The sequence below is a fragment of the Methyloceanibacter methanicus genome, assembly GCF_001723285.1.
Taxonomy (GTDB): Bacteria; Pseudomonadota; Alphaproteobacteria; order Rhizobiales; family Methyloligellaceae; genus Methyloceanibacter; species Methyloceanibacter methanicus.
The window spans coordinates 407,264-419,316 of sequence record NZ_LPWG01000012.1; the positions used below are offsets into that span (position 1 = coordinate 407,264).

11 protein-coding genes, 1 tRNA gene and 1 pseudogene are annotated in these 12,053 nt (G+C 62.9%); 8 read left to right on the plus strand and 5 right to left on the minus strand.

Going from position 1 to position 12,053, the window contains the following annotated elements; all coding sequences use genetic code 11:
* Window positions 1–59 precede the first annotated feature (59 nt).
* Window positions 60–2,177, plus strand: coding sequence for a sodium-translocating pyrophosphatase (locus AUC68_RS11645; RefSeq protein WP_069437766.1), 2,118 nt, complete (start codon window positions 60–62; stop codon window positions 2,175–2,177).
* An 82-nt stretch (window positions 2,178–2,259) separates the two neighbouring features.
* On the opposite strand, the gene AUC68_RS11650 is transcribed toward AUC68_RS11645, so the two are convergent.
* Window positions 2,260–2,721, minus strand: a complete 462-nt coding sequence (locus AUC68_RS11650; protein ID WP_069437827.1) for an outer membrane protein assembly factor BamE — start codon at window positions 2,719–2,721, stop codon at window positions 2,260–2,262.
* A 217-nt stretch (window positions 2,722–2,938) separates the two neighbouring features.
* Between AUC68_RS11650 and AUC68_RS11655 the strand changes: the two genes are divergently transcribed.
* The 7 genes from AUC68_RS11655 (at window position 2,939) to AUC68_RS11685 (ending at window position 7,259) form a co-directional block, all read left to right on the plus strand.
* The gene (locus AUC68_RS11655) at window positions 2,939–3,445 is read left to right on the plus strand and encodes a ubiquinol-cytochrome C chaperone family protein (protein WP_280138553.1); all 507 of its coding nucleotides are present in this window, start codon (window positions 2,939–2,941) and stop codon (window positions 3,443–3,445) included.
* Between the two features lie 9 nt (window positions 3,446–3,454).
* Window positions 3,455–4,009: a YceD family protein gene (locus AUC68_RS11660; protein WP_069437768.1), complete on the plus strand. Its 555-nt coding sequence runs from the start codon at window positions 3,455–3,457 to the stop codon at window positions 4,007–4,009.
* Window positions 4,010–4,134: 125 nt separating this feature from the next.
* Entirely contained in the window at window positions 4,135–5,172 is a 1,038-nt protein-coding gene (gene plsX, locus AUC68_RS11665) for a phosphate acyltransferase PlsX (protein ID WP_083240678.1), read from the plus strand.
* Window positions 5,173–5,190: 18 nt separating this feature from the next.
* Window positions 5,191–6,168, plus strand: a complete 978-nt coding sequence (locus AUC68_RS11670) for a beta-ketoacyl-ACP synthase III (RefSeq protein ID WP_069437769.1) — start codon at window positions 5,191–5,193, stop codon at window positions 6,166–6,168.
* Window positions 6,169–6,300: 132 nt separating this feature from the next.
* Window positions 6,301–6,618, plus strand: coding sequence for an integration host factor subunit alpha (locus tag AUC68_RS11675; protein ID WP_069437770.1), 318 nt, complete (start codon window positions 6,301–6,303; stop codon window positions 6,616–6,618).
* Window positions 6,619–6,696: 78 nt separating this feature from the next.
* Entirely contained in the window at window positions 6,697–7,092 is a 396-nt protein-coding gene (locus AUC68_RS18755) for a MerR family transcriptional regulator (protein WP_425283229.1), read from the plus strand.
* 89 nt (window positions 7,093–7,181) lie between these two features.
* A tRNA-Pro gene (locus tag AUC68_RS11685) sits at window positions 7,182–7,259 on the plus strand.
* A gap of 593 nt (window positions 7,260–7,852) precedes the next feature.
* On the opposite strand, the gene AUC68_RS11690 is transcribed toward AUC68_RS11685, so the two are convergent.
* The 4 genes and pseudogenes from AUC68_RS11690 to AUC68_RS11700 all read right to left on the minus strand — a co-directional run bounded on the left by AUC68_RS11690 (window position 7,853) and on the right by AUC68_RS11700 (window position 11,951).
* Window positions 7,853–9,064, minus strand: a complete 1,212-nt coding sequence (locus AUC68_RS11690) for an O-antigen ligase family protein (RefSeq protein WP_069437772.1) — start codon at window positions 9,062–9,064, stop codon at window positions 7,853–7,855.
* A gap of 10 nt (window positions 9,065–9,074) precedes the next feature.
* Window positions 9,075–9,875: pseudogene (locus tag AUC68_RS17840) on the minus strand (exopolysaccharide biosynthesis polyprenyl glycosylphosphotransferase); the annotation flags it as partial.
* Window positions 9,809–10,621, minus strand: coding sequence for a Rossmann-fold NAD(P)-binding domain-containing protein (locus tag AUC68_RS17845; RefSeq protein WP_244500502.1), 813 nt, complete (start codon window positions 10,619–10,621; stop codon window positions 9,809–9,811). The pseudogene AUC68_RS17840 and the gene AUC68_RS17845, both read right to left, overlap by 67 nt.
* Before the next feature lie 175 nt (window positions 10,622–10,796).
* The gene (locus tag AUC68_RS11700; protein WP_244500503.1) at window positions 10,797–11,951 is read right to left on the minus strand and encodes a glycosyltransferase family 4 protein; all 1,155 of its coding nucleotides are present in this window, start codon (window positions 11,949–11,951) and stop codon (window positions 10,797–10,799) included.
* Between the last annotated feature and the right edge of the window lie 102 nt (window positions 11,952–12,053).

Genomic DNA, 12,053 nt, shown 5'->3' on the forward strand with positions numbered 1-12,053 from the left:
ATTCCCGCAGCCGCGATGATCCTAAGTCCAACAAATCCTATAAACGGGGACAGTCCGTTATGACATGGGTTCTCTATCTCATTATCGCCTGTGGGGCGCTCTCGATCGCGTACGGTTATCTAACCAGGAACGCGATCCTTGCGGCCGACGCAGGCACGCCGAAGATGCAGGAGATCGCCGCCGCCATCCAAGAAGGGGCGCAGGCCTATCTCTCCCGCCAATACCAAGCCATCGGCCTGGTCGGCGTGGTCATCTTCATCGTACTCTTCTTCTTGCTTGGCCTCCTGCCGGCGATCGGTTTCGCCATCGGTGCGATCCTTTCGGGCGTGGCGGGCTATATCGGCATGAACGTTTCGGTGCGCGCCAATGTCCGCACGGCGCAGGCCGCGACGAAGAGCCTGGCCGACGGTCTTAGCCTGGCCTTCAAGTCCGGCGCCATCACGGGCCTTCTGGTGGCCGGTTTGGCGCTGCTGGGCGTTACCATCTACTACTGGGTGCTGACAACGATCCTCGGTTATGACGCGTCCTCGCGCCAGGTGATCGATGCGCTGGTGGCCCTCGGCTTCGGCGCCTCGCTGATCTCTATCTTCGCGCGTCTCGGCGGCGGCATCTTCACCAAGGGTGCGGATGTCGGTGGCGATCTCGTGGGCAAGGTGGAAGCGGGTATTCCCGAAGACGATCCGCGCAACCCCGCAACCATCGCGGACAATGTGGGCGACAATGTCGGCGATTGCGCCGGGATGGCCGCCGATCTGTTCGAGACCTATGTGGTGACCGTGGTCGCCACGATGGTGCTGGCGTCGATTTACTTCACCGGAGCCCTGACCGAGCCGATGATGCTGTATCCGCTCGCGATTGGCGCGACCTGCGTGATCACGTCGATCATCGGGACCTATTTCGTTCGTCTCGGTTCGAGCCAGTCGATCATGGGCGCGCTCTACAAGGGCGTGATCGTGACCGGCATCCTGTCGCTGATCGCCCTATGGCCGGTTACGGCCTTCCTGGTCGGCATGGATACGTCCATGACCATCGGCGAGGTGAGCTTCACGGGCCAGTCGCTCTATTTCTGCGGCGTGGTCGGGCTCGTGGTGACGGCTCTGATCGTGGTGATCACCGAGTACTACACCTCGACCAAGTTCCGTCCCGTGCATGAGATCGCCAAGGCATCGGTGACCGGGCATGGCACGAACGTCATTCAGGGCCTTGCCGTGTCCCTCGAGTCGACGGCGCTGCCCGCGCTCGTGATCATGGCCGGCATCATCGCCACCTACAATCTGGCCGGCTTGTTCGGCATCGCCATCGCGGTCACGACGATGCTGGCCCTGGCCGGCATGGTGGTGGCGCTCGATGCCTTCGGCCCGGTCACGGACAATGCCGGCGGCATCGCCGAGATGGCGGGGCTCCCGGAGAACGTGCGCGAGACGACGGACGCTCTGGACGCGGTGGGGAACACCACCAAGGCCGTGACCAAAGGCTATGCCATCGGTTCGGCCGGTCTCGGCGCGCTCGTGCTGTTCGCGGCCTACACGGAAGACCTCAAATATTTCGCCGCCAATGCCGCGCAATATCCCTATTTCGAAGGGGTCGATCCGGCCTTTACCCTGTCCAATCCCTACGTGGTGGTCGGGCTCTTCCTTGGCGGTCTGCTGCCGTACCTGTTCGGCGGCATCGCCATGACGGCCGTCGGCCGTGCGGGTTCCGCCATTGTCGAAGAGGTGCGCCGGCAGTTCAAGGAGAAGCCGGGCATCATGAAGGGCGAGGACCGTCCGGACTATGGACGGGCCGTGGATCTGCTGACCAAGGCGGCGATCAAGGAGATGATCGTGCCGTCCTTGTTGCCGGTTCTGTCTCCGGTCGTGTTCTTCTTCCTGATCAACTGGATCGCCGGCAAGAGCGCGGCGTTCTCCGCGCTGGGCGCCATGCTGCTGGGCGTGATCGTCACGGGCCTCTTCGTCGCCATCTCCATGACGGCGGGCGGCGGTGCCTGGGACAACGCCAAGAAGTATATCGAGGACGGCAACCACGGCGGGAAGGGATCGGAGGCGCACAAGGCCGCCGTCACCGGCGACACCGTGGGCGATCCTTACAAGGACACCGCGGGCCCGGCCGTGAACCCCATGATCAAGATCACGAATATCGTGGCCTTGCTGCTGCTCGCGGTTCTCGCGCATCAATAGGCGCTAGACGCGGCTAAACGGCCGAACACCAACAAGCCCCGTTCCCTCAAGGAGCGGGGCTTTTTCGTACCTCATAGGGGGCTTAGATGCCGGGGATACCCGCGGCGCTGCCGCCGCTAGTCTGATCCTTGAACAACTGCCGGTTGGACAGATTGCCGAACAACTGTTCGACAAAGGAGAGGTCCTTACCGCGGGCAGGGGTCTCGCCCTTGTAGTAGTCGACCACCACGCCGTCCTTGATGCCGTATCGCGAGACATCGCGAACGCGCTCACCGCCGTCGAAATAAACGGCGACCACCTCACGGTCGATCTCCTTGGGCTTCAGGAAGGCGACGGTCTTCATCGTCGAGGAGATGTAGTAATAGGCGTCGCCGCTGATCGCACTCGTCGTATCGGGCGAACCGAGGACGGTCTGGACATCGCCCTTGGACATCCCGGGCCGGATCTGGTCGAGGTCCACGTCGATGAAGACGTGCCCGTGCCGGTCGATCTGACCGGCGCAGCCGAGCAAGGGAGCCGCACCGAGAAACAGTGCCGCAAGCACGGACAGGGTCGCCCTCGCAGGTGCTGGCTTGACGTTCCGCAAAATTGCGCGTTCCCCTCGGTCGCGTTCAGTCTCGAACTGGCCTCAATCGGCCAAGAACATCTGATAGAAACTAGACGAAATGCCCTGGTCCCTAAAGCCTCTCGCCGACCTGCTGCCTTGGGGCGGACCCTGGGGCAGCGGTGCGCCTCAAGCCGACGACCTTTATGATGCGATTATGGCGCAGGCGCGACTTCCAATTTATTACCAAAGGCTTGGGGTCCCCGATACGCTGAATGGCCGTTTCGTCATGCTTTCCCTCCATCTCTTCGCCGTTCTTCACCGCTTGAAGGAGGCTGGCGGCCAGGACGCCGCCAAGACACGTACGGCGCCCCAAACCATGGCCCGGGCCACGGCCCAAGCCTTGTCCGACCGGTTCGCGGCCGACATGGAGACCGTGCTCCGGGAGATCGGCACCGGCGATCTCGCCGTCCCAAAAAAGGTGCGCAAGCTCGTCGCCCAAGGCGCCAGCCTCCTGGAAGGCTATGAACGCGCCGTGGCCGCGGGAGGCGATGCCCTCGAAGTCGCGATCGCCGACGCCTTGCCGCTCGACGCGAGCCCGGCCCGGGCTGCGAGCGCGCAGTTGACACCCTATATGAGCCAAGTCCTGCAAGACTTGAGCGCGCAACCGCTTGAAGCGATCTGCAAGGGACGGATCCGCTTCCCTGAACTCTCCAGCGCGTGAGGCCCCAAGATGACTCAAAATCCGAACGAAGACCTCCAAGCCCCGCCGTTGACGCGTAAAATCAGGCTCGGCGAGATCGATCAGAATGCCGACAAGACGATCCAGATCGCGGAGTCCGAGCGCGAGACGATCATGGCGCTGCTGGACCTGAGGGACCTGGCGGGGCTGAGCTTCGTCTATCGTTTGCGCCCGGGAAGCGGGAAGCGGGTGCTCCTGACAGGGCGGCTTGAGGCCGATGTGGTCCAGACCTGCGTCGTGAGCCTGGAGCCCCTCCCGGCCCATATCGACGTCCCGGTCAAGGCCGAATTCTGGCCGCCCGAGAAGATCGCGGAGCTCCAGGCGCGTGCGGAGGACCCCGTTCAGGCCAGCGAAATCGACTGGCCCGAGGCCATCGAGGGCGATGCGATCGACCTCGGCCCCCTCGTTTATGAGACCTTGGCCACCTCCTTGGATCCCTATCCCAAGAAGGCGGGGGTAGACTTCCAATGGTCCGACGCCAAACAGGACGCCGAAACGCCAAAAAACAGCCCGTTTGCCGTCCTGAAGGACCTCAAGGATTCCTAGTATCCGTGTGCAAGCGCAAAATCAGGTTGTCACTGACAGGCATTTACGTCTATTCGGGTTCGGTTTCAGGGGGTGCCAGGGCGAGCCATCGCCTTGGCCTTAATCTTCCAGATCGGTAGTGGAGAATGGGTACGCCAGTCACCATAGCGCTGGATGCCATGGGCGGCGATCATGGTCCGGGCGTGGTCATTCCCGCGGCGGCGCTCGCGCTCGTCCGCCACCCGGACATGCACTTCATTCTGGTGGGCGACGAGGCTGAGATCGCCGCCGAGCTGAAGGAGCATGCCGATCTGGCCGCCAAATCGGATATTCTCCACACCGACGTGGCCATCGCCATGGACGCCAAGCCGAGCCAGGCCCTTCGCCGCGGCCGCTGGAAGTCCAGTATGTGGCTTGCCATCCAGGCCGTGCGCGACGGGCAGGCCGATGCGGTGGTCTCGGCGGGCAATACCGGCGCCCTGATGGCTATGTCGAAGTTCTGCTTGAAAACGGTCAAGGGGATCGACAGGCCCGCGATCGCCGCCATCTGGCCCACCGTGGACGCCGAATGCATCGTGCTGGACGTGGGCGCCAACGTGGGGGCCGATACACGCCAGCTGGTGGAATTTGGGCTCATGGGCGCCGCCATGGCCCGGGCGCTACTCGGCATGGAGAAGCCGTCCATCGGACTCCTGAATATCGGGGTCGAAGAGGTCAAAGGCGTCGAGCAGATCCGCGAAGCGGCCGCCGTCCTCAGGTCCGCGCCGCTGCCCATCCGCTATCATGGATTTATCGAGGGCGACGATATCGGCCATGGCATCGTGGATGTGGTGGTCACCGACGGCTACACCGGGAACATCGCCTTGAAGACCGCCGAGGGAACGGCTAAGCAGATCGCTGAATATCTCAGAGCGGCCATGCGTCAGTCGTTTCTCTCCCGCCTCGGAGCGCTCCTGGCGCAAGGTGCGTTCCGGGCTAAGAGAAGATGGACCCCCGACAGCTTAATGGCGGAATTTTCCTTGGGCAACGGAATTGTCGTGAAAAGCCATGGTGGGACCGATGCGACGGGCTTCGCGAGCGCGGTCGATCTTGCTTACGAAATGGCGTCCAGCGGCGTGGTGAAGCGGCTTGGCGACGACGTCGCGTATTATCACGACAAGCTCGAGCTCGACGGCGCGGCTTAGGCGGGCGGAGTAGGTCATTTGTCAAATTTGCGGTCAGTGGTGAAAGGCGTCGGCGGTTACTTGCCGGACCGCATTGTCACCAATGAAGACCTGACCGCGACCATCGACACCTCCGACGAGTGGATCGTGGCGCGGACCGGGATCCGCGAACGGCGTATCGTGGCAGACGGGGAGCTGACCTCGTCCATGGCGATCGAGGCGGCCAAACGCGCCCTCGCGGATGCGGAGCTCGAGGCCGGTGATATCGATCTGATCGTGCTGGCGACGTCGACGCCGGACCAGACCTTCCCGGCGACAGCCGTTACCATCCAGGCCGAGCTCGGAATCACGGAAGGGGCGGCGTTCGACGTTCAGGCCGTGTGCTCCGGCTTCGTCTTCGCCCTGTCAACCGCCGACAATTACCTCAAGAGCGGCCAGTTCAAGCGTGCTCTGGTCGTCGGCGCCGAAGCCTTCTCGCGCATCCTCGATTGGGAGGACCGCTCCACCTGCGTCCTCTTTGGCGATGGAGCCGGGGCGCTCGTGGTCGAGGCTCAGAAGCCGAACGGCGCCTTCCCCGAGCGGGGTGTCCTGGCAACAACTCTGCGGTCGGACGGACGGTATCGCGACAAGCTCTATGTGGACGGCGGTCCGTCCTCGACCGGCACGGTCGGACATTTGCGCATGGACGGGCCTGAAGTGTTCCGCCATGCCGTTACCAAGATAAGCGACGTTATTCTGGAAACCTTGCAAAAGGCCGGATACACGCCGTCCGACATAGACTGGTTTGTTCCGCACCAGGCCAACAAGCGTATCTTGGACGGTGCGGCTCGAAAACTTGGCCTGGAGCGCGAACGGCTGGTTATGACCGTGGACAAGCATGCCAATACATCGGCAGCCTCGATTCCACTTGCTTTGATGACGGCCTGCAGCGACGGCCGCATCAAGAAGGGCGACCTGGTGCTTCTGGAAGCGATGGGCGGCGGCTTTACATGGGGTGCGCTGCTTATCCGCTGGTGAGTGCCGTGAAAGCCACACCTCCCGAGATTATGACGCAAAATCAGGAATTTGATACAACGGGTAATTGACCCGTGCTTGCCCGCTCGGCTAGCATCTTGCCTCGTCCCGCGACTTTGGGGGAGCTGCAATACGATGGGCGGGAAGACATTGACACGTGCCGACCTTGCAGAGGCCGTGTTCAAAAAAGTTGGATTGCCACGAAATGAGTCGGCAGAAATCGTTGAGCTGGTGCTCCGCGAGATCGTGTCGAGTCTGGAGCGTGGAGACCAGGTCAAATTGTCGTCGTTCGGTTCGTTCGGCATCCGCGAAAAGGGCGAGCGGATCGGGCGCAATCCGAAGACGGGCCAGGAAGTCCCGATAACGCCGCGGCGTGTGCTAGTCTTCCGGGCCAGCAACATCATGAAGCAGCGGATCAACGATTCGCTGTCGGGCAACAGCTCCGGCGAGTAGCAACCGTCTTTCCGCTAGGAGGAGTGCGTTGGAAAAGGCACCCGAGCCTTCCGCACGATCAGCGAAGTCGCGGACGAATTGGACGTCCCGAAACACGTCCTGCGGTTCTGGGAAGCCAAATTCAGTCAGCTCAAGCCGATGAAGCGCGGCGGCGGCCGGCGGTACTACCGGCCGGAGGACGTCGCGCTGCTCAGGGGTATCCGGCTTCTGCTCTACAGCGACGGCTACACCATTCGTGGCGTCCAGAAGATCCTGCGCGAGCACGGACCGCGCTATGTGATGGACTACCGGGGGCTTGGCGAAGACGCCGGCGCAGAGGGCGCCACGGCGCCTGAGATTCCCGATGTCGCGGCCGATGCCGCTCGCGTGGCGATCTCACCCGGTCTCGGATCGCTCGAAGACGATCTGACTGTCTTGATCGAAGAACTCGACACCTGCCGCCAGATTCTGGCAAACGCCGACGCGCAAGATTGACGAAGGGCCGCACGCGGGCCGCGTCCGCATGCTTTCGCTTGTTTCTTGAGGGCGAACCGGTATATGCAGGTCGCCCAATACCGGAATGTCGGAGCGTAGCGCAGCCCGGTTAGCGCACCGGTCTGGGGGACCGGGGGTCGGGAGTTCAAATCTCCCCGCTCCGACCATTTTTCTCCCAACACACAACGCCGATTGGATTTCGCCAAGGGCGGCTCGCACGGGTTAGACCCCCCGACGGAGTCGTCGCCGGCCGTCTTGGCGCCATCAATCGTGTTGTCTTGGACGTCTTGCCGGCACTCGAACCAGAAGAAGCCCTGCCAGACGGCAAGGCTTCCTCCGTTTCCCTCGTGCCCCCGCGTCAACGCGCGTTGGAGGACATTCTACCGCGCCAATCTGGGCCATTATCGGGCAGCAAAAGTCCTCGAGGAAAAAGTCCTCGACCTGTTGCAGATGGGTGACGCAGAGAAAGCTGGGGACAGCCCTCCTGGAACACAATTTTGTCATTTTTCGAGATGTGCGGTTTGGTGCTAGAGTTCATTGTAGCGACGGAGTTTCCCTCCTCCGTCCAGGTTCCCCCCCCCCAAACAGGAACCATTCGGAAAGCCCCGGCAGCCCCCCGTCCGGGGCTTTCTTTTATCTTGGTCCTTCCGGGGCCTTCGGTCCCGGGCCTCGCACGCCCCGCAGCATCAGGGGCGAACCGCGGGCCCGATCAGGCGTTGAGGCGGGCGGGCGGCCGCCATGCCCCAAATCACCGCCATGATCAGATAGAAGTGCCGCCAGTGGTCGGTATCGACCACAAGCCCTTCGACGGCCATTCCGACGAACGCGGCCAGACGACCGCGCCGAGATCGCCGAACCGGCGGTCGCGAAGGATCAGCCGCAGGCCCAGGGCAATCGTCGCCAGCACCAGGAACAGATAGAGCGTGCCGCCCAGCCACCCCGTGTTGAGATACATGTTGAGGTAGACTTGATGGACGTCCTCGGGGTGATGCAGGCGCGCAAATTCCAGCGCCCCGATCCCCAGTGGATGAGAGGACACGAGGTCCACGGCCTTTGCCTGGCCCGCGAAGCGCCCCTCGGGACCCACATCGTAGGACTGTTGGAACGTCGCCCGTTCGCCGAGATTCTCGGCGACCTGCGGCACCATTTGGATCGAGACCAGGACGCCGACGGCAACCAGGCTCGCCAGAACCGCCAAGACCAGGAGCTTGATGCGCTTGCGGTTCGTGGCGGATGCCGCGAATGCAAGGAAGCCGTACGCGACCAGCCCGGTGAAGACGTTCAGCCAAGCCCCGCGCGAGAAGCTGAGCAGGGTCGCAAGGAACAGCACCGCAAGGACGGCGCTCCAGAGCAAGGCCCGTGGGGCACGTCCCGTTAGAACGCCATTCATGGCGTAAAGCACGGCCGGCACCAGAAACGCACCGAGGACGTTCGGATCCTTGAAGGTGCCGCGGGCGCGGCCGAACTCGGTCAGGATGTCGTAAAGGGGGGGCACCAAATTGAAGTAGCCGACCAAGGCCGCGATCGAGGCCACCAGCGCCGCAGCCACATAGGCCGACATGATGAGCCGCGTGTGCGGGATCGGGTCGTAGGCGACGAAGGCTGCGAGAACCACCGACGACAGCCCGAGATACAGGGTGATCGTCACGTGCTTGACCGGCACGTCCAGGAGTCCGGCTTGGGTGGAGGCCACATAGCCCCCGGCGGCGATCCCGCAAAGCGCCAGAAGATAGATGGCCAGCGTGCGGGGCAGGGCGACGAGACCGGCAACCGGTAGGAGGATCACCGCGGCGAGCAACAGCACGTCGTACGGGGCCGGTTCCACATAGACGACGCAGCCGCTGGCGATCGCGATCCACAGATAGATCAGCACCAGCCGTTTGAAGCCGGGCCGGACGTGTTTTTGAGCGGGGGCGATCGGCTGTGCCGCCCGGGGCGCTTCGATCGCCGTTCCGCCATAGGTCACGGACATGGCCCGATCCCTAATAGGCGTTTTCGCCCCTGACGAGGGCGATGGGCGTCATCAGAAGGATGTAGAGGTCGAACGTCACGGACCAGTTCTCAATGTAATAGAGATCGTGTTCCACGCGGCGCTCGATCTTTTCCGACGTGTCCGTTTCGCCGCGCCATCCGTTGATCTGGGCCCAGCCCGTGACGCCGGGCTTCACCCGGTGCCGCGCGAAGTACCCGTCCACCGCGTCGTCGTAGAGCTTGTCGGCCGCTTTGGAGTTCATGGCATGGGGGCGCGGTCCGACCAAGGACAGGTCGCCCTTCAGCACATTGAAGAACTGCGGCAGTTCGTCGAGGCTCGTCCGGCGCAGGAACCGTCCGACCCGTGTGACCCGGGGATCGTCCTTCGTGACCTGCTTGTCGCCGTCCACATCGGTGTCCTCGGTAAACATCGAGCGGAACTTGAGAACGTCGATCTTCTCGTTGTTGAATCCCAGCCGCTTCTGGCGGAACAACACCGGGCCCTTGGAATCGAGCTTGATGGCGATCGCGATCAAGGCCATGAGCGGCGCCAGCACGATGACGGCAAGCGTGGCGACGACCTTATCGAAGAGCCACTTCTTGACCACGTCCCAATTGGCGATGGGCTTGTCGGTAATGTCGATGAAGGGGACGTTGCCGATATATGAGTAGGTGCGCGGCCGGAATCGCAGCGGATTGCCGTGAACGGAGAGACGAATGTCGACCGGCAGCACCCAGAGCTGCTTCAACAGTTGCAGCAGCCGCTTTCCGCGGTGATCGGCAGCGTGACGATGAGAAGATCCAATCGCGACGAGCGCGCGTACTCGACGAGTTCGCTGATATTGCCGAGCTTGGGATAGCCGGCGACGATGGGGCCGACACGGTCGGGGCCGCGATCGTCGAAGATGCCGACGATCCGGATATCCGCGTCGGCGGAGGCCTCCAGCGCCTTGATGAGATGTTCAGCCTCGGGTCCGCCGCCGACAATGACCGCGCGGCGATACAGGCGGCCTTCCTTGAGCCATTGCTTGGCCAGCAGCGAGACCACCAGACGTTCGGTGAAGAGCACGCCAAGTCCCGACACGTACCAGGTGGCGATCCAGACACGGGAGAAATCCGCACCGATCTTGATGAAGAAGGCCAGGCTCATCAGACCGGCGATCACGGTCGTCCAGGCGATGAAGACCCGCGTAAAGCCGGGAACGAACGCGTTGAAGGACGATACGCGATAAAGATTCAAGACCTGCGCGATCGCCATGTAGCCAAGCGCCGCGACGACGACGGCGGCCAGATAGAACAGATGAGTCCGTTCTCCCTCATACTCCACGTAGCTGAGATAGATTACGAACCCCAACACGCCGATGAGCAGCAGCTCGGTCACCCGGACGACGCCGGTAATGACGACCGGCGGGACCAGGTTCAAAGTGCCGCCTCTGCGGATCTCCGCAAGCGGAGGGCGGGGCGCCTTGCGCCGGTCCGGGAAGGGCAGGGCGCCATCCTCGCCGCTCACGCGGCGACCGGGCGCGCGCCGCCCCCTGATTGCATCCGTATCGCTCATGCGTATCCGATCCCGAACTGTGGCTTCTGAGGGCCACCCATCCCCGAGACAGCAGGCCAAAAAATGGCATTCCGTCCTATCGCTCCCAAGACCGAATATCGCATGGACCGGCTTTGGGATCGTTTAGCGGAAAGCGCATTTGGCCGACTCACTTGGGCCATGGTTAAGAACTCGTTTAGGTCTCGTTCTCGGGCAGCTTGTGCAGGCCGGCGCCGAGATCGGTGATATAGAAATCCACAACCTCGCGGACCATCATGTCGACGGAAAAGACGTCCCCGACATGCTTCTGGAGTTCCGCGGCCCGCCTCAAAAAGGGCCGGGGGTCGGATAGAAACGCGCGGAGCTGGCCGGCGAGCGCGTCCACGTCTCCGGGCGGCACCAGGGGTATGGGAATGTCCCCGATGATTTCGGGGATACCCCCGACATTGGTCGCGATGATCGGCATTTGGGCGGCCGCCGCCTCCAGGACGATGTAGGGCAGCGATTCGGCGCGGGATGGAATGACAACGCAGCGGGCCCGCACGAACGCAGTGCGCGCGGCTGCGGCCGAAAACGTGACCTGGCCGCCGAGGCCGAGCCGCCGGGCCAGCCGTTTGAAAGATTTCTCGTCCGGTCCGGAGCCGACGATGATGGCCCGTCCCGGAAAGATCGTCTGTTGCTTGGCAAGGGCCTCGAGAAACACGTCGACGCCCTTGAGCTTGCGCAGTTCGCCCACGAAGACGAAGTCGACCGCATCGTCCGCCAGGAGCGACTCGTAGAACTCGTGCCGTTGCAGGCCGTTATAGATCACGCGGGCCGGACATTCGGGACGCCCGACCAGCTCCGCATACCGGTTGCCGGAAAACATGCTCTCGAAGACGAATCCGTCCGTCAGCCGCATGAGTCTTCGTTCCAGGGCGAAATAGAGCTTTCCCGAAAACGAAGAGGGCGAATAGTGGATCACGCCGCCATGCGGCGTATAGACGACCTTCGTATTCTTCTTTTTGCGGAGGCCCTTGCCAGCCAGACGCGCATAGGCTCCGCCCTTGGCGCCGTGCCCATGCAGAACGTCGACGTCCATCTTCCGGGCGAGCTTCGCGATCCGCCGGTAAACCCGCCAATCGTTGAGGTCGGGCGTACGCGACATGGGGATGCGGGTCACGCCGAGACTGCAATTGTCCTGGAGGCGGCTGAGCGCCACGTCGATTTCTGGGCCGCCCGTGGTGGAATCGCAGACGATTCCGACTTCGGCGCCGAGCTCCGCCTGTCCCAGCGCAAGATCGTGGACATGGCGAAAAAGCCCCCCGACAGGGGCGCGCAGACAGTGCAGGATTCGAAAATTCGAGCTCACGGGAACCGCAGCGCCTTGAGGAGAAGTGCTGGTTGCCCCTGAGCTTTAGAACAGGCGTTGGAGGACGTAAATAGTATCGCCCGGCTGGACGGGGTAGTCGGT

Bases quoted from the DNA above. Each gene is read 5' to 3' on its own strand.
- AUC68_RS11645 (WP_069437766.1), top strand. From the start codon at position 60: ATGACATGGGTTCTCTATCTCATTATCGCCTGTGGGGCGCTCTCGATC.
- AUC68_RS11655 (WP_280138553.1), top strand. From the start codon at position 2,939: ATGGCGCAGGCGCGACTTCCAATTTATTACCAAAGGCTTGGGGTCCCC.
- AUC68_RS11660 (WP_069437768.1), top strand. From the start codon at position 3,455: ATGACTCAAAATCCGAACGAAGACCTCCAAGCCCCGCCGTTGACGCGT.
- plsX (WP_083240678.1), top strand. From the start codon at position 4,135: ATGGGTACGCCAGTCACCATAGCGCTGGATGCCATGGGCGGCGATCAT.
- AUC68_RS11675 (WP_069437770.1), top strand. From the start codon at position 6,301: ATGGGCGGGAAGACATTGACACGTGCCGACCTTGCAGAGGCCGTGTTC.
- AUC68_RS11690 (WP_069437772.1), bottom strand. From the start codon at position 9,064: ATGTCCGTGACCTATGGCGGAACGGCGATCGAAGCGCCCCGGGCGGCA.
- AUC68_RS17845 (WP_244500502.1), bottom strand. From the start codon at position 10,621: ATGAGCGATACGGATGCAATCAGGGGGCGGCGCGCGCCCGGTCGCCGC.